This window comes from Arthrobacter sp. Soil764, assembly GCF_001428075.1.
Taxonomy (GTDB): Bacteria; Actinomycetota; Actinomycetes; order Actinomycetales; family Micrococcaceae; genus Arthrobacter.
Genome location: NZ_LMSI01000005.1, coordinates 25,147 through 42,186 on the forward strand (window position 1 = coordinate 25,147; position 17,040 = coordinate 42,186).

Sequence of the window (17,040 nt, forward strand, 5' to 3'; positions counted from 1 at the left end):
CCCATGGACCCCCAATCTGAACAGCCGGGCACGCCAGTGCAGGAGCAGGCTGCCAAGACTCCGCCCAAGCGCAAGGCAGGCGTGCCCGTGTGGCGTACGGGCAAGCCCGACGCTTTCCTGGCCGCGGCGGTGGACACTGCCCGGACAGCAGTGGAAGGCATCACCCCGGCCGGCACCATCGGGGCGCACCTGGCAGCCAAAAGCGAGGGCGACCGGCTGGTCACGCACCTGTTCGAGTCGCGGCTGCCCGGCTATATGGGCTGGCAGTGGTACGCGGTGCTGACCCGCAACTCGCGCTCCAAGGCGGTCACGGTCAACGAGTTGGGCCTGCTGCCGTCCGAGGAATCCATCCTGGCCCCGGAGTGGGTGCCGTGGGCCGAACGCGTCCGTCCCGAGGACGAGCAGCAGCAGGAGCCCGAACAGCAGGAGCCAGGGCAAGGGACTCCGGAAGAGCTGCCGGCAGGGCAGGGGGAACCCGGCGGCCAAGAGCCTGACGACGACGGCGGCGAGCCTGGGGACGTCGCGGAGCCTGGCGACGAGGCAAAGACTTCCTGACCACAAACAAACGGCGCCGCCCGGGAAAACCCGGGCGGCGCCGTCGTGCATTAACCTTGTTTACTTGCGCAGCTCGCCCACCACGTAGTCGATGCTGGCCAGCAGCGCCGAGACGTCGTTGGGCTCGATGGCCACGAAGGTGGCGATGCGCAGCTGGTTGCGGCCCAGCTTCCGATACGGCTCGGTGTCCACAATGCCGTTGGCGCGCAGGACCTTGGCCACGGCGGCCGCGTCAACCGACTCGTCGAAGTCGATGGTGGCAATGACGTTGGAGCGTTCCTCCGGGTTGGTGACGAACGGGGTGGCGAACTCCGAGGCGTCGGCCCAGCTGTAGATGCGGCCGGCGGAATCGGCGGTCCGCTTGGAGGCGAAGTCCAGGCCGCCGTTGGAGTTCAGCCACTGGACCTGCGAATCCAGGGTTACCAGCGTGGACAGCGACGGCGTGTTGTATGTCTGGTTCAGGCGGGAGTTGTCGATGGCGGTCTGGAGGTCCAGGAAGTCCGGGATCCAGCGGCCGCCGGCCTTGATGGCGGCAGCACGTTCCAGCGCTGCGGGGGAGAACAGGCCCAGCCAGAGGCCGCCGTCGGAGGCAAAGTTCTTCTGGGGGGCAAAGTAGTAGACATCGCTTTGTGCAACGTCAACGTCCAGGCCGCCGGCCGCGGATGTGGCGTCCACCAGGACCAGTGATCCCTCGTCGGCCCCGGATACCCGCTGGACAGGGGCTGCGACGCCTGTGGAGGTTTCGTTCTGCGGCCAGGCATAGACGTCCACGCCGGCCTCGGCCTGGGCTGCGGGCCGGGTGCCGGGCTCGGACTTGATGATCGAGGAGGCTTCGAGGAAGGGCGCCTTATTGGTGGCGGCGGCGAACTTGGACCCGAACTCACCGAAGGACAGGTGCTGGGCTTTCTTCTCCACGAGACCGAAGCTGGCAACGTCCCAGAAAGCGGTGGAGCCGCCGACGCCGAGGACCACCTCATAGCCGTCCGGCGCCCGGAAAAACTGGCTCAGCCCTTCCCGGACCGACCCGACCAGGTTCTTGACGGGGGCCTGCCGGTGCGAGGTGCCAAGGATCGTCCTGGAAGCCGCTGCCAGCGCGTCGATCTGTTCCTGCCGAACCTTTGACGGGCCGGCCCCGAACCGCCCGTCCTGGGGCAGGAGGTCGGCGGGGATCGTGATGCTGGTGTCGCTCACAGGTGCTCCAATTCGGCGGGGACGAAAGCTATGGTCCGGAAGGGCGGGCAGTGGTGGCCGGCAGGGCGCGGTGGCTGGGCTGCAGGCCACTCCCATTCTGCCTGAACCGCCGCCGGGGGCGGGAGCCGGGCACGTCATAGTCCGGACAGTGAGACGTGCCCGTACGGCCCAGCCCTTTGACCGCAGCTATTCGGACAAAGTCAAAATAGGCTAAGCTTTCCCCCGGACTACTTCGCGGGAAGAGGCGATACGGTGGGACAACGCAAGGTACTGCGCTCGAGGAGCTGAGCTGGATGACGGATCTGATCGACACTACGGAGATGTACCTCAGGACCATTCTGGAGCTTGAGGAAGAAAACATCGTCGCCCTCAGGGCCCGTATCGCCGAACGTCTGCGCCACTCCGGGCCCACCGTCTCCCAGACCATCGGCCGCATGGAGCGGGACGGACTTGTCGTCGTCTCCGGTGACCGCCACCTGGAACTCACGGATACGGGCCGCAAGCGCGCCACAGAGGTCATGCGCAAGCACCGGCTGGCCGAACGCCTTCTGGCAGATGTCATCGGCCTGGACTGGGCCTACGTCCATGACGAAGCCTGCCGCTGGGAACACGTCATGAGCGAGCGGGTGGAGCGGCGCATCTACGAGATGCTGGGCCACCCCACCGAATCGCCCTACGGCAACCCCATTCCCGGCCTCGCAGCGCTGGGAGGCCAGGCGGGCCGCGGCTTTGCCGATGGAGCCATCAGCCTGGTGGAAGCAATGAAGAACTACGCGCCCGCCTCGGGCGTGACCATCAGCCGTTTGGCGGAGCCCATCCAGGTGGAACCGGAACTGCTGGCCCAGCTGGACGAAGGCGGAATCCGGCCTGGTGCTGCGGTGACGCTGGAACGCGTGGGCGAGTACATTTCCGTTCGGGTCGCGGGAATTGAAGGGGCGCTGGAACTGCCGCCCGAGGTTGCTGCGCACGTCTTCGTTGCCCTGAACTAGGACTGATCCGGCACCTTCCATACCCCAGGCAGGGGTTTCCACGCAAAGGTAACGGAATTGTTACCTAGGGACTTAAGCCCCTATAGTGGAACCAAGCGTTGATACATAAGCGTTACCTGACCCGGAGCCGAGCTCTGCCAGCGGGCCAGGTGAACGAGTTCGTTACTGGCAGAGGCGGGGGAACCACAAGCGGCAGCGGGGGACTGCCTTGGGGTGAAGTCCGTCAGCAGCAAGCCTCTCCAGTGAAGGATTCTTCCGGGAATACCCCTGTGCAGAAGCTTGCCTACGACGGGCCGGGTCTTTGAACTCTCTGACCCGAATCCGACAGCTAACTCCGCAGGCTTCTTCCAGAGAGGAACCCTTCTTGACCATGCAGACCCAACGGGGCCGCCGACGCGCGGCCGGCCCCCCTTCGGCACCCCGGGTTGCCGAAGTCGTCGCAGCGGAGCGCCCCCGCGACCTGCATCGCGATGCGCGCCGCCGCCGGGGTCCCTTCCGGCAGATGACGGAGTTTGCCGCCGCCAGCGGCATCGGCCAAAAAGCCGGCATGGCCCTTGCCGCCACAGGCCTGGTGCTGACGGTCACAGTGCCCGCCACGAGTCCCGTCATGGCAACGGACTCCGCCGGCAATGCCCCCATGGCTGCCTCGGCTGTCAGCCCGCAGCCGCAGATTTCCGCTGATGTTGGAGCCCAGGTTGACTTCAGCCGCTCCGCCGTGGTCACGCAGGCGGACCCGGATGGAAAGCTGAAGCAGCTGCTGAGCGCACAGTCCGCCGGCTCCGTCACCCGTGCCGCTTCGGCCGGCACCCTGGCCGCACCCCTGTCGTCCCTCGCCACCGCTTCCCCTTTCGGTTACCGGGTCAGCCCCATCACCGGAGGCTCCGGAGACTTCCACAGGGGCCAGGACTTCGTGGCGCAGTGCGGCACCTCGGTCCTGGCGGCCGCAACAGGAACCGTCACCTTCGCGGGCTGGCACCAGTTCGGTGGCGGAAACCGGGTGGTCATCGACCACGGCAACGGGCTGGAAACCACCTACAACCACCTCTCGTCCTTCAACGTCAAGGTGGGCCAGACCGTCTCCCGCGGTGAGGTCGTGGCACTGAGCGGCACCACCGGAGCGTCCACCGGATGCCACCTGCACTTCGAGGTCCAGGTCAATGGCGAAGTGGTCGATCCGATGGGCTGGCTGTAACCGAATGATTGCTCACTCTCAGATCGCCGTGACCCGCCGTGACCTGAATGTGACATTGAAGCAAAACTGCTGTACCGTCTAACTCGCGTCAACTTTTCCGAAGTTGACGCTCTTGAGTGGATTGCCTAACTCTGCCACCGCTCAAGGTCCGTTCGCATTTCATCGTCTGGCAGGGGCGGGGGAACCAATTTTGGCCTTCATTTCCGGAAGGCCTTGGGGTTAAGTCACAAAGCTTCCCAGGAAGCAGCGTGGCCGGGTGACTCCCATCCGAATCCGACAGCTCACCTCGCAGGCATTGGGAGAGGCTACCTTCGTGTCTTCACGCCATCATTCTGCGCGCCACCGTGCGCAAACGGTTCGCACCAACCCCCTGGACGCCGTGTCCAAGGCTGTCAGTGCAAATGCCGGGACCGTAGGCCGCCAGGCTGCCGTTGTGGCAGCCGCTTCGGGCCTCATCCTGAGCATGGGCCTGCCCGCCACGGCAGCTGACACCACTGCCGGTGTCTCTGCCTCCACCGAGTCCGGTTCGGCCCAGACGGCACTCGCCGTCACGGCTGCCCCCACGGCCACGGTGTCCTTCGAGCGTCCGGTCGTCAAGACCACCGCCGCTCCCAAGGTTGAAGCGGTACGTACCCAGTCCACGGCAGCAGCGAACCGCGCCGCCAACACCGCCACTGCGGGCCAGGAGGCTTCCCCGGCCGCCAAGGCGGAAGAGTCTGTATCCACTGCGGCAACCTCGGGCATTGCCGCCATCGCCTACACCGGCATCGGCCACTCCTACGTATGGGGCGGCACCAGCCCCGTCACAGGCTGGGACTGCTCCGGTTTCGTGCAGTGGGTTTACGCCCAGGCCGGAATCAGCATCCCCCGCACCAACGCGTGGAACATCATGACCCCCACCTCGGCACCGCAGCCGGGTGACCTGGTTGTCCAGAACGGTGGCGCGCACGTCGGCATCTACGTCGGCAACGGCATGATGATCAGCGCACTCAACCCCTCGCAGGGCACGCTGCTCCACTCGCCGGCAGCCACCGGTTCCTCCACGTACTACCACTACAGCAAATAGTTCTTGGGCAACGCGTTCCAAGGGCTTTTTCTTTGCCCAAAGCTTCTTCGCTAAAAACCACATCCCCGTTCGGGATGCGCCGGCGTACCCCCAAGATGCCGGCGCGTCCATCACCCTTCGCCTGCCTACCTGCGGCTCGAGGGAAAAACGAAAGAGAGAACTGATGACGACTCGTGCCACCGCACGGCATCGCGCCGAGGTCACCAAAACCAACTCGATCGCTGTCATTGCCAAGGCTGTCAGCGACAACGCAGGCGGCATGGGCCGCCAGGCTGCGGTTATTGCCGCAGCGTCCGGCCTGGTCCTGACCAGCGGCATCGCTGCCAACGCTGCCGACGCCAACGTCAAGCGCGATTCCGCTCCTGCTTCCGCGCTGGAAGTTGAATCCGCCGTGGACGCCCCGATCTCGGCGGCTTCCACCATCTCCATCAGCTACGAGAAGCCTGCCGTGACCACCACGCCGGCTCCCGTCGTCGAGCCTGAGCCCGAGGTTGAGGTGCAGGAAGCCGCTCCCGCTCCTGCGGCCCAGCCCGCTGCTGCTCCCAAGGTCACGGCCAAGGTTGCCACCGCCGCTGCTCCTGCCGCTCCCGCAGCCCAGGCATCCGCCAGCGGCAAGGGTGCGGCCATCCTCTCTGCCGCGTACGCCCAGCTCGGCGTGATGCAGGACTGCACCATGCTGGTCACCAACTCGCTGGCCGCTGTCGGAATCCACTTCCACGACTGGCCCGCCGGCTACCTGTCCCTGGGCCGCACCGTGAGTGCAGCCGAAGCACAGCCGGGCGACCTGATCTACTACGCTGACGGTGGCGCGGGCATGGCCCACATCGCTGTCTATGCAGGAAACGGCATGGCCGTCCACGGCGGCTACAACGGAAACCAGACCGTGGTCTTCAGCGCAAACGTTGGATCCGGCCCGGTCTTCATCCGCGTCAACTAGGCATTCCGGCGCTGGCGTGAACGGCCGCCAGCCTCAAAATGTCCCAAGGCCCCCGTCATCGAGGCGGGGGTCTTCGGCGTTTAATGGGTGCCGCCGACGGGGAAGGCACCCTTTTTGGCGTATCGGCGGTGGAAGGACTCCCGGGCGGAAATTACCTGATTCTGCACTTCTTTGTTTACTCTTGTGATGTCGATCCATAGCCCGGACATGCCGAGGGCAGCCGGCCCTCGTGCCCCTGACGGGTGCGGCCGTGAAGAGGTAAGTGCATGCGCACTCTCGTTCTGAATGCTGGATATGAACCGCTGGCGGTTATTACTTTCCGCCGGGCGCTGGTGCTTGTGCTTACAGGCAAGGCCAGTGTGGTGGCCGAAGGGGACGACCCCGTGGTGGGCCCCACCGACGTCCTGGGGCGCCCGTCCGTGATCCTCCTCAACCGCTACATCCGCCCCCGGTACAACCACTCCACGGCCGTCAGCCGCAGGGGAGTGCTCCGACGCGACGGGCATAAATGTGCCTACTGCGGGAAAGCGGCGCACACCATTGACCATGTGCACCCGAAATCCCGGGGCGGGGCTGATTCGTGGGAGAACCTGGTGGCCGCCTGCCTGCGGTGCAACAACGTCAAGGGCGATCACACTCCCGCCGAGATGGGATGGACCCTGCGCTTCGTCCCGGAACCTCCGCACGGGACCATCTGGCAGATCAAGGAGCTGGAGAAGCCCACCCCGGCCTGGGATCCGTTCCTGCTTCCGGAACGGGCTGCCTGACCGCCTGCCCCGGCATCGACCTGTCTGTGGCGTGACTTGTCGTTTCGCCCTGACCTCTCAGACCGCCCTTAACCTCGCGTGCTGCCGTCCAGTGAGCCGGTGACTAGGCTGGGGGAGTGGAAGTGAGCAGCCTTGCCTTTGACGCCGTGGTCCTGTCCGGCGGGAAGTCATCGCGGCTGGGCGGCACGCCCAAGCAGTCGCTGGTCTTCCAGGGCCAAACCCTCCTGGAGCGCGCTGTGGCTGCTGCCGCGGGGGCCGGGCTTACTGTCGTTGTTGGTGACACGGATTTCCTGCCAAACCGGCCACCCGTCGCGCAGCCCCTGCCGGCCTGGCCTGCCACCCTTTTGACCTGCCGGGAGGAACCGCGCTTCGCCGGCCCCGCGGCTGCGATCGCAGCCGGACTGGAGGCGCTGGCGGCACACCATACAAGGACGGGCGTCGGTGGCGGGCCGCCCTACACCCTGGTGCTGGCCTGCGACATGCCGTTGGCATCGCAGGCGGTGGCAGCGCTGCTCGACGCATTGGGCGCCTCCATGGGACGGGCGTCCGGAGGTGTCATGGCCTGTGCCGAAGACGGCAGGGCCCAGCCGTTGGCAGGTTTTTACCGCACGTCTGAGTTAACTAAAGCCTGCAAGGCCCTTGCGGCCCGCGACGCATTGGTCAACGGCTCTGTCAGGGCTCTCCTTGCTAGTCTGGACGTGCAGCTTGTCACAGTCCCCGCCGGATCCACAGCCGATGTGGATACCTGGGATGACGTTGCCGCGCTGGGGATTGCCGCCGGGAACCAGCATGAAGGCCAGGACCGGCATTCGGGCGGAACAAACGTGGGAGGCAATTCGTGAAGAGCCAGGACGAAACGCTGGAAGAGTGGTGCAGGGCCCTTCTCCAGGCGTACAAGCTTGAGGATGTCCAGGTGGACGTCAATGCGGTGCTGGCGCTTGCAGGTGTAGCCGCCCACGCTGTTGTCCGGCCGGCGGCTCCGCTCACCACTTTTATTGCCGGCTTCGCTGCAGGCCTGGCTGCTGCTCCCGGCAGGGAGATGGATGCCGAATCAATGGACGCGGCACTGGCCGTTGCCCGCACACTGGCAAAGGACTACGAGGCCGAGGCCGCCGCCGGGACTCCCGGCGAATGACTGCAGAACCCCAGGGCGATCCGGAGGCACCATCTGGCAGTGATGCGGGACCCTTTGCCGACACCGCGGTAGGGGGAGCCACCGAACCGTGGCTGACTGAATCTGGTATCGCTGACCGTGGCACCTCTGAATCCGGCATCCCGGAATCGAGTACAGGAGAATCGGGTGCTCCCGATGCCCAGTCAGCTGAAGAAGGGCATGCAGCCCATCACCATCTGGCGCATACCTGGGAAGAGGCCAGGCAAGCTGCGTTCGACGCCGCAACACCGATTCCCCCGGGGCCTGTGCCCCTGCGGATCGCCTTGGGCCGCAAACTCGAAAGGGACATCATTGCCCTCCAGGACATGCCCCATTACGCCTCGTCGGCCATGGACGGCTGGGTGGTCAACGGAAGCGGCCCCTGGATACCGGTGGAGCCCGGCACCCGGCTGGCGCCGCACCAAGCCAGCCCCATCGCCACCGGCGGGCTGATCCCCGCCGGCGGCAAGGCAGTTCTCCGCACCGAGAGTGCAGTCCTTGGCCGGGACGATGAGGGACTTCCTGTCGTGATGACCGGAGGCAAGGCGCGCCCCGGCGAACCCCGCGCGGGGGAGCACATCCGGAAGGCCGGGGAAGAAGCCCTGGAGGGGGACATCCTGGTCAAAGCGGGAGTGGAACTCAATCCGGCCCACCTGGCGCTGGCCGCTTTGGCCGGCTACGACGAACTGCAGGTCCAGGGGAAGCCCGTGGTGCGCCTGGTGCTGACCGGGTCCGAAGTGGTGGAACACGGCACGCCGGCACCGGGCCAGGTGCGCGACACCTTCGGTCCGCAAATGCCGGACGTTGTGGCAATGCTGGGCGGCATCCCGGGCGGGCAGCAGCGGATCGGCGACTCGTACGACGAATGGCTGGCTGCGCTCGAGGACGTGCTGCCGGAGGTGCCGGGCGCGCCGGACCTGCCGGCCGACGTCGTTATCACGACGGGGGGCACCGGGCGCTCGGGGACGGACCACCTCCGGCGGGCGGTGGCTGAACTGGGCGGCCGCCTCATCATCGATGGGGTGGCCATGCGGCCTGGCCACCCCGCGGTCCTCGCCGAACTGCCGGACGGACGCTTTGTCCTGGGACTTCCCGGAAATCCGCTGGCGGCCATGATGGCCCTTTCCACCGTGGGCGCCCCGCTGCTGGCCGCATTGGGGCACCGCGCCATGCCGGCGGTGGAGGAAGTGCCCTGCGGGACGATGATCGAACCGGACCCCGGCCGTACCAGGCTGATGCCGTTCCGTTTGCTGTATGGCATGGCCTCCCCGGCACAACATACAGGCCCGGGAATGATGAGGGGACTGGCCGCTGCCGACGGTGTGCTGGTAGTACCCCCGCATGGCGTGCAGCTTGGGGAGCCGGTGCCCGCATTCGCGCTGCCATGGGGTCCGCCCATACCCCGCCGGCAGGAGGACCCGGCCAAAACCAAACCGCGCAGCAACGCCCGGGGCGCCCAGCCCAAGGGCAAACCAGCAGCGAGTGGACCCGTGGACTGGAGCGCGCTCCTGGGCTGAGGCGGGCCCCGTTGGTGCCATGATGGAGTAATGAACAGGCAGGGTGGAACATGGGACGAGTAACCCAGCGCCGCAAAGTGCACAAGTATGTTTTGGACGGTTCGCCGGGGGCCCAGGAATACCCGGTCCGGCATCGCGAGGACGTCCTCGCCGTCGAGGAACCGCTGGAAATCCGGCTGGGGAGCCTTTCCTATTCGGTCACCATGCGGACTCCGGGGAACGACTTTGACCTGGTGGCCGGATTCCTGGTGTCGGAGGGCGTCATCTGGGCTCCGGAGCAGTTGGTCTCGCTCCGTTTTTGTGCCGGGGAGGACGAAAACGGCGTCCAGACATTCAATGTGGTGGAAGCCCAGCTGCGGCCGGACGTCCCGCTTCCCCACACTGGCCGCAAGGTCTACACTTCCAGCTCCTGCGGCATCTGTGGAACCGACTCGATCGAAGCCGTGCAGAAGTCCTCCCACTTCAGCCCGCGGGCGGACCCGTTGACTGTGGATGCCAAAGTCCTGGCCGCCCTCCCCGGGCTGCTGCGGAAGTCCCAGCGTGTCTTCGAGGACACCGGGGGCGTGCACGCGGCGGGCCTGTTCAGGATTGGGGACGACGGCGAACCGCAGCTCCTGTGCCTGCGCGAGGACGTTGGGCGGCACAACGCCGTGGACAAAGTGGTGGGCTGGGCACTGCGCGAGGGCCTCCTGCCGCTGACCGGAACCGTGCTCCAGGTGTCCGGCAGGGCATCCTTCGAACTGGTCCAGAAAGCTTCCCTTGCGGGAATTCCCGTCCTGGCGGCTGTCAGTGCCCCTTCCAGCCTTGCGGTGGAGCTGGCGGAGGCGAACGGGCTGACCCTGGCGGGTTTCAGCCGGGAAACAAGTTTCAACGTCTACGCCGGGGACGCACGGATCCTGCGCCCCACACCCGCCGTGCCCATTGCTTAGGCCACCTCTGCCGCGATGGCCAAAGCCTGCCTTGGAAGGGGGTTGGTTGAGGTGCTGCCAGCGGGTAGATTTGTCCATCGAATGGACGCAATGATCCAGCCACGAGCCTAAAGAGGATTCATATTGCATGACGACCGCAGGATCACGGAAGTCCGCCTGGCCAGGCTTGTGCGCGAGCGCATCGCCCCTGCCGTCTACAGCCGGACGGTTCCCCTTGCCCTGAGCAGTTGGGAAGCTCCCGGCGAACCGGTCCCCGCGCTCGAAGCAATGCGCCAGGAGTTCCAGCCGCAGGAGCACGGCGCAGCATGGGGCCGGCCCTGGGGCACCACCTGGCTGCGGCTGCAAGGAGAAGTGCCCGAATCCTGGGGCGACGGCCCGGACACCACCGTTGAGGTGGTGGTGGATCTTGGGTTCACCACGGAGGCGCCCGGGTTCCAGTGCGAGGGCATTGCCTGGCGGCCGGACGGGACCATCATCAAGGCCATCTCACCCCGTAACCAGTACATTCCGCTGAAGCTGCTGGGCGGCGGCATGGCGGTGGACTTCTACGTCGAGGCAGCCGCAAACCCGGACATGGCGCAGGGCTGGACCTTTGCCGCCACCCCGCTGGGGGACAAGGCGACGGCCGGAGGAGCGCCGCAGTACCGGCTGGGGAGCATCGCCATCGCTGAACTCAACCAGTGTGTCTGGGAACTCCAACAGGACGTATGGACACTGGCAGGCCTCATGGAGCAACTCCCGCTGGAGCTTCCCCGCCGCCATGAGATCCTCCGGGCCCTTGAACGCATGATGGACGTGATGGACCCGGACGACGTTGCCGGCACCGCCGCGGCAGGCAGGGAAGCTCTAGCCGAAGTCCTGGCCCGGCCCGCGTACGCGTCCTCGCATCAACTGGTTGCCACGGGGCATGCGCACATCGACTCGGCATGGCTCTGGCCAGTCCGCGAAACCATGCGCAAATGCGCCCGTACATTCTCAAATGTTGTGGCCCTGATGGATGAAGACCCGAATTTCGTCTTCTCCTGCTCCTCTGCCCAGCAGCTGGAGTGGATCAAGGAGCTGTACCCGGAGCTGTTCAGCAGGATCCGGGAAAAGGTGCGGGCTGGCCAGTTCGTCCCCGTGGGCGGCATGTGGGTGGAATCCGATACCAACATGCCCGGCGGCGAAGCCATGGCGCGCCAGTTCGTCGAGGGCAAGGGCTTTTTCCTGGCCGAATTCGGCATTGAATGCAGGGAGGCCTGGCTGCCGGACTCCTTCGGATACAGCGCCGCCCTGCCGCAGATCGTTAAAGCCGCCGGCAGCCGGTGGTTCCTCACCCAGAAGATCTCCTGGAACCAGACAAACAGGATGCCGCACCACACCTTTAACTGGGAAGGGATCGATGGCACCCGGCTGTTCACCCACTTTCCCCCGGTGGACACCTACAACTCTGACCTGAGCGCCAGGGACCTGGCCCACGCCGAGCGCAACTACCGGGACCACGGCCGCGGAAGCGTGTCACTGGTGCCGTTCGGTTATGGCGACGGCGGAGGCGGACCCACCCGCGAAATGCTTGCGGCGGCTGCCCGGACCGCGGACCTGGAGGGATCACCCAAAGTCAGGATCGGCTCAGCGGAGAGTTTCTTCCGGCAGGCCGAGGAAGACTACCCGGCCTTGCCCGTATGGGTGGGGGAGATGTACCTGGAGCTGCACCGGGGCACCTACACCAGCCAGGCCGGGACCAAGAAAGGCAACCGGCACAGTGAGCACCTGCTGCGTGAAGCGGAACTGTGGTGCGCCACGGCTGCGGTCCGGGCGGGCGGCGCTTTCGACTACCCGGAGGCAGAGCTCAAGCGCCTCTGGCAACTGGTGCTGCTGCAGCAGTTCCACGACATCCTTCCCGGCAGCTCCATCGCGTGGGTCCACCAGGACGCCGAGCGGAACTACCAGGCCATCGAAACCGCGCTCGAGGCAATCATCAGCCGGGCTGCTGCCGCGATGTTGGGCCCGGGTGACCGGCAGTTCCTCCTCAACGCGGCACCGCATGAACGGAACGGGGTAAGGGCGCTGGCTGCAGGTGAGGCTTTGGCGGCCACGGACCCGGTGCAGGCCACAGCCCACAACGGCGGCTACATCCTGGACAACGGAATAATCCGGGCCGTGGTGGACGCGGACGGACTCCTCGCCTCCCTGTGCGACCATGCCAGTGGCCGTGAGGCCGTCGCTCCCGGCCAGCGCGGCAACCTGCTGGAGCTTCACCGCGACACCCCCAACGAGTGGGATGCCTGGGACATTGATGAGTTCTACCGGCGCAACGTCACACCGCTGGTCCACGCGGAGTCGGTCCGGCTGGCCAGTGAAGGCGGCAGCGCCGTGGTGGTGGTGGAACGGCTGGCCGGCAGCTCTCCGCTGACCCAGCGCATCACGCTGGCCCCCGGAAGCCCTTCACTGGAAATTGCCACCGCCGTGGACTGGCAGGAGCGCGAAAAGCTGCTGAAGCTTGGCTTTGCCCTCGACGTGCGTGCGGACCGGTCGGCCGCCGAAACCCAGTTCGGCCACGTCTTCCGGCCCACCCACACCAACACCTCATGGGAGGCCGCGAAGTTCGAAATCTGTGCCCACCGTTGGATCCACGTAGGTGAACCCGGGTACGGCGTGGCGGTGGCAAACGCATCAACGTACGGCCATGACGTGGGCAGGACCATCAGGGAATCCGACGGCGGGACCACCACTACCGTGCGCCTGTCCCTGCTGCGCGCTCCGAAGTTCCCCGACCCCGACGCGGACCGCGGCCAGCACGAATTGACAATCACCGTCCGCCCCGGTGCCGACATTGCCGCCGCCGTCCAGGAAGGGTACCGGACCAACCTTGCGCCGCGGCTGGCCAGAGGTGGCTCCGCGGCGGAGCCGCTCTTCTCCGTCAGCAACCCCGCCATGGTCATTGAAGCCGTGAAGCTGGCCCAGGACGGATCGGGCGATGTGGTGGTCAGGCTTTATGAGTCGCTTGGACAACGATCTGCCGGAACCCTCACGGCCAACTTCCCGATGAAGGGCGCGGTGCCGACGGACCTCCTGGAACGCCCCACCGACGCGCCCGGAATTGTTCCTGCGGAGAATGGCGCCCAGCTCACGCTCCGGCCGTTCCAGCTGGTGACGATGAGGTTTACGCGGAAATAGCGAGTGCGCGACGGCAGTTCAGGTCCTTAAATAGGCTGAGTGGGGGCGGTCCCCAACGATCCGCCACCACTCATCCCCCCAATGTGTGCAAAGGCCCCCGGGGCGGCCAGCGCCTTGAATTTATCCCCGTTCGAAAACGCTTGGGCGGCCCCGCCTTCACACATTCATGATTGTTTCACATTCTAATGAATTTGTGAAAGCAGCTGAACGTTACATTTCGCTGGATGTCCTGCGCTGTCCCGCCGTACGTGCGTTGACCACCTTTGCGACCCAGATCAGGGCAAGCCCGACCACAAAGCACAGTATGGCCGTGTAGTTAATGATGAACTCTACTTGGCCAAGTTCGGGTGGGATTACCGGGAACAGCAGCGTGAGGCCCACCGCCACTGCGCCGACTGCCAGCAGCGCGGCAGCGACGCGCACCAGGATGGGGAGCCGGTCCCGCACAGCGCGCACCATGGCCGGCACCAGGGCCAGGACAACGAACGCGGGATAGGCCCGTCCCGCCGCGCCGTAGTACTCAACGAGCGCGAAATGACGCGCGTCTTTAGCGGATATGGCCTGGAGCCCCGCAGAGGATCCGGCGGTGTCCATGGAGAAAAACAGTGCAATCATGACCGCCGAGACAACGAGCAGGACCAATATGCCGGTCCGGCCGGTGATGAGACGATATGCGTTGTCTGCGCCAAAGCCCCTGGAAATCCGGATGCCCATGAAGAAAATGGTGCCAAAGATGACGAAGCGCAGCAGCAGGTTGGCCAGGTTGATTCCGCCCAAGGCTTGGTCGATGACGATGTAGGGCGCCTGGATGCTCAACAGGATGGCCAGGGTCATCAAAGCGAAAATGCCGAAGAGGGAGCGGTTCTCGCCCCGGAGGGTGCTGGGGATGCGGGCCGCCGCAGTAAGGGCGCATATCGCCAGCGTGGTCCATTGAAGGGTCTCGATCATCCCAGGTTCTCCCATATTTTTTCTGTCTGCGCTTGGTCCTGCTCCTGGCGGCGCAGCACTTTGCCCATTGCCTGAAGCCGGTCTCCGGCAAGGGCTGTAAGTTCTCCATCGGCGAGGCTGTCCAGTGCAGCCTGCCGGGCACCGGGAGGCCAGCCGGCCTCCTCCTCCGTAATGATTCCGGTGGCCACCAGCCCGCCCGCCGGCCCCACTCCGGCTGCCAGCGCAGTGGCGACAGCAAGCTCGGGGGACAGCCGGTTGGCGGTCAACTGGGCGGAATAGTTTTGTGGGGCCACTCCTGTGGAGGCCGAAACGCGGTGCCGCACCTCGCCGTCGTCTATTGCATCCACCCAGTTCTTCACAGAGGTGGCGTGCGGGGTAGCGCTCAGGGCCGGGGCGGCTGCACCCAAAGCCGCGTCCATGGCCGGACGGGCCAGCAGCGCCCGGAGAAGGTCCGGGGTGGAAACTTGGCTGACCAGTTCGCTCCTGGTGGGTGGGCGCTGCGGGCCCGCCAAGGCGGTGTAGGCGTCAAATCCGGCCAGCGCGGCGACGGGATTGATCTTGTACGCGCGACTGATGCTGACCACTGTGCTCACGGAAACCTTGCCCCGGACCAGCTGCTGTGCCAGCGTGGTCCGCTTGATCCCGGAGACCCTGCAGACGTCTGCAGTGCTGGCATCGGGCGCGATGCCTTGCAGCCAGCGCTGGAACGCCTTGGCGGAAAGGGTCATGGAGGGCTCTCTGCAGAACGGGTGGTGCGGATGATTTTACCGTGCCCCCGGGGGCCCACCGTGACGGACGATTTTGCCCATTGTGCCGGTTCGTCTATAGTTGATGGTCGAGCCCGCTGGTCCGTACACCCCCCAAGTCCGGACCAGCGGGTTCTTCTATGTCCTGCAGCCCCAGCGGCGTCGCGGCCCGGTTTGCGCCGCATTTTCCGGCCGCCGATGGCTGTCCGGGCAGCGGCGAAAGGACGAATCCATGACTGCAACCCTTGTTGCCAAAGACATCTCCGGTGGCCATGGCCACCGGGTGCTCTTTTCCAACCTCTCGCTGACGGTGGCCCCCGGCGACGTTGTGGGCGTCGTGGGCGCCAACGGCGCCGGGAAATCGACGCTGCTCCGCCTCCTTGCCGGCGTCGACCAGCCACAGCAGGGCACCGTGAGCCTCGCCCCGTCCGACGCCTTCGTGGGCTGGCTGCCGCAGGAGCACGAGCGGGTTGCCGGGGAAACGGTGGCGGCCTACATTGCCCGCCGGACCGGCTGCGCGGAAGCAACCGTGGACATGGAGTCCACGGCGGAAGCACTGGGTTCCGGCGCTCCGGGCGCTGACGATGCGTACGCCCATGCCTTCGACCGGTGGATGGCCTCGGGCGCCGCCGACCTGGACGACCGCATTCCTGCCGTGCTGGCAGAACTGGGGCTGGACGCCGGCCCCGAAGCGCTGATGACGGGTCTTTCCGGCGGCCAGGCCGCCCGGGTGGCCCTGGCTGCCCTCCTGCTGAGCCGCTTCGACGTGGTGTTGCTGGACGAGCCGACCAACGATCTCGACCTTGCGGGCCTGGCCACCCTGGAGGCCTTCGTGAAGGGGCTGCGCGGCGGGGTGGTGCTGGTCAGCCATGACCGCGAGTTCCTTGCCCGCTGCGTGACCCGCGTGGTTGAGCTGGACCTGGCCCAGAACAGTGTGGCCGTTTACGACGGCGGCTACGACGCCTTCCTCGAGGAACGAGCGGTTGCGCGGCGGCACGCACGCGAAAAGTACGAGGATTTCGCCGCCACCAAGGCGGACCTGGTGTCCCGGGCACGGACCCAGCGTGAGTGGAGCTCACAGGGTGTCCGGAATGCCATGAAGAAGAACCCCGACAATGACAAGATCCGGCGCGCCGCCAGTACCGAGTCCTCGGAAAAGCAGGCGCAGAAGGTCCGGCAGATGGAGTCCCGGATCGCCCGGCTGGACGTCGTGGAGGAGCCCCGGAAGGAATGGCAGCTCCAGTTCAGCATCGGCCAGGCACCGCGCTCCAGCGCCGTCGTCGCCACTTTGCGCAACGCCGTGGCACGCCAGGGTGACTTCACGCTGGGACCTGTCAACCTCCAGCTCAACGGTGGTGAACGCGTGGGCATCACGGGCCCGAACGGAGCCGGAAAGTCCACCCTGCTGCGGCTGCTGCTGGGCACCCAGGCGCCGGACGACGGCGATGCCTCCATGGGTGCGAACGTGGCCGTCGGCGAGATAGACCAGGCCCGCGGGCTGTTGGATGGCGGCCTGCCGTTGGGCGACGCGGTGGAAGCCGTGCTGTCGGATTGGAACAGCGCCGACGTCCGCACCCTCCTGGCCAAGTTCGGCCTCAAGGCGGACCATACGTCCCGGACCGTGGATTCCCTGTCGCCGGGGGAGCGGACGCGGGCGGCCCTGGCGCTGCTCCAGGCGCGTGGTGTGAACCTCCTGGTGCTGGACGAACCCACCAACCACCTCGACCTGCCGGCCATTGAGCAGCTGGAAGAGGCCCTTGAAAGCTACGACGGAGCGCTGCTGCTGGTGACGCACGACCGCCGGCTGCTGGAGAACGTTCGACTCGACTACCGGTGGCACCTGGAAAACGGCACGGTCCAGGAACTCCACCACACTGCAAGCCAGGAGAAGTAA

At 66.2% G+C, this 17,040-nt stretch carries 15 protein-coding genes and 2 riboswitches; of the genes, 12 read left to right on the forward strand and 3 right to left on the reverse strand.

All coding sequences use genetic code 11. From position 1 onward, the window contains the following. The first annotated feature begins 3 nt into the window (after positions 1–3). Positions 4–555, forward strand: coding sequence for a DUF3027 domain-containing protein (locus tag ASG86_RS04990; RefSeq protein WP_056331134.1), 552 nt, complete (start codon positions 4–6; stop codon positions 553–555). Positions 556–615: 60 nt separating this feature from the next. On the opposite strand, the gene serC is transcribed toward ASG86_RS04990, so the two are convergent. Then, a complete protein-coding gene (serC, locus tag ASG86_RS04995) occupies positions 616–1,746 on the reverse strand; it encodes a phosphoserine transaminase (protein WP_056331137.1) in 1,131 nt (376 codons plus the stop codon). 293 nt (positions 1,747–2,039) lie between these two features. Between serC and ASG86_RS05000 the strand changes: the two genes are divergently transcribed. The 10 genes from ASG86_RS05000 (at position 2,040) to ASG86_RS05045 (ending at position 13,452) form a co-directional block, all read left to right on the forward strand. Continuing rightward, on the forward strand, positions 2,040–2,735 hold the full coding sequence (locus ASG86_RS05000; protein ID WP_056331139.1) for a metal-dependent transcriptional regulator: 696 nt from the start codon (positions 2,040–2,042) through the stop codon (positions 2,733–2,735). A 146-nt stretch (positions 2,736–2,881) separates the two neighbouring features. Then, a riboswitch (cyclic di-AMP (ydaO/yuaA leader) is annotated at positions 2,882–3,093 on the forward strand. A gap of 12 nt (positions 3,094–3,105) precedes the next feature. Next, the gene (locus ASG86_RS05005; RefSeq protein ID WP_082566679.1) at positions 3,106–3,927 is read left to right on the forward strand and encodes a M23 family metallopeptidase; all 822 of its coding nucleotides are present in this window, start codon (positions 3,106–3,108) and stop codon (positions 3,925–3,927) included. A 128-nt stretch (positions 3,928–4,055) separates the two neighbouring features. After that, a riboswitch (cyclic di-AMP (ydaO/yuaA leader) is annotated at positions 4,056–4,236 on the forward strand. 70 nt (positions 4,237–4,306) lie between these two features. Next, the gene (locus ASG86_RS05010) at positions 4,307–4,993 is read left to right on the forward strand and encodes a C40 family peptidase (protein ID WP_056331144.1); all 687 of its coding nucleotides are present in this window, start codon (positions 4,307–4,309) and stop codon (positions 4,991–4,993) included. Positions 4,994–5,156: 163 nt separating this feature from the next. After that, positions 5,157–5,930 (forward strand): NlpC/P60 family protein, encoded by a 774-nt coding sequence (locus ASG86_RS05015; RefSeq protein ID WP_056331146.1) that lies wholly within the window; start codon positions 5,157–5,159, stop codon positions 5,928–5,930. Between the two features lie 266 nt (positions 5,931–6,196). Then, positions 6,197–6,697 carry an HNH endonuclease gene (locus ASG86_RS05020; protein WP_056331149.1) on the forward strand — a complete coding sequence of 167 codons (501 nt, stop codon included), beginning with the start codon at positions 6,197–6,199 and terminating at the stop codon, positions 6,695–6,697. 116 nt (positions 6,698–6,813) lie between these two features. Continuing rightward, a complete protein-coding gene (mobA, locus tag ASG86_RS05025; RefSeq protein ID WP_056331152.1) occupies positions 6,814–7,539 on the forward strand; it encodes a molybdenum cofactor guanylyltransferase in 726 nt (241 codons plus the stop codon). Beyond that, positions 7,536–7,832: a DUF6457 domain-containing protein gene (locus ASG86_RS20925; RefSeq protein WP_056331155.1), complete on the forward strand. Its 297-nt coding sequence runs from the start codon at positions 7,536–7,538 to the stop codon at positions 7,830–7,832. Before mobA ends, ASG86_RS20925 begins: the two co-directional genes overlap by 4 nt. Beyond that, positions 7,829–9,367, forward strand: coding sequence for a molybdopterin molybdotransferase MoeA (locus ASG86_RS05035; protein ID WP_056331158.1), 1,539 nt, complete (start codon positions 7,829–7,831; stop codon positions 9,365–9,367). Before ASG86_RS20925 ends, ASG86_RS05035 begins: the two co-directional genes overlap by 4 nt. Before the next feature lie 50 nt (positions 9,368–9,417). Next, entirely contained in the window at positions 9,418–10,296 is an 879-nt protein-coding gene (fdhD, locus tag ASG86_RS05040; RefSeq protein ID WP_056331159.1) for a formate dehydrogenase accessory sulfurtransferase FdhD, read from the forward strand. 123 nt (positions 10,297–10,419) lie between these two features. Beyond that, a complete protein-coding gene (locus ASG86_RS05045) occupies positions 10,420–13,452 on the forward strand; it encodes an alpha-mannosidase (protein WP_056331162.1) in 3,033 nt (1,010 codons plus the stop codon). Between the two features lie 210 nt (positions 13,453–13,662). On the opposite strand, the gene ASG86_RS05050 is transcribed toward ASG86_RS05045, so the two are convergent. Beyond that, positions 13,663–14,400, reverse strand: coding sequence for a hypothetical protein (locus ASG86_RS05050; protein ID WP_056331165.1), 738 nt, complete (start codon positions 14,398–14,400; stop codon positions 13,663–13,665). Further along, positions 14,397–15,128, reverse strand: a complete 732-nt coding sequence (locus ASG86_RS05055) for a hypothetical protein (RefSeq protein WP_056331168.1) — start codon at positions 15,126–15,128, stop codon at positions 14,397–14,399. The genes ASG86_RS05050 and ASG86_RS05055 overlap by 4 nt, the downstream gene beginning before the upstream one ends. A 250-nt stretch (positions 15,129–15,378) precedes the next feature. Here ASG86_RS05055 and ASG86_RS05060 point away from each other — a divergent pair, with 250 nt between their 5' ends. Continuing rightward, positions 15,379–17,040: an ABC-F family ATP-binding cassette domain-containing protein gene (locus ASG86_RS05060; protein ID WP_056331171.1), complete on the forward strand. Its 1,662-nt coding sequence runs from the start codon at positions 15,379–15,381 to the stop codon at positions 17,038–17,040.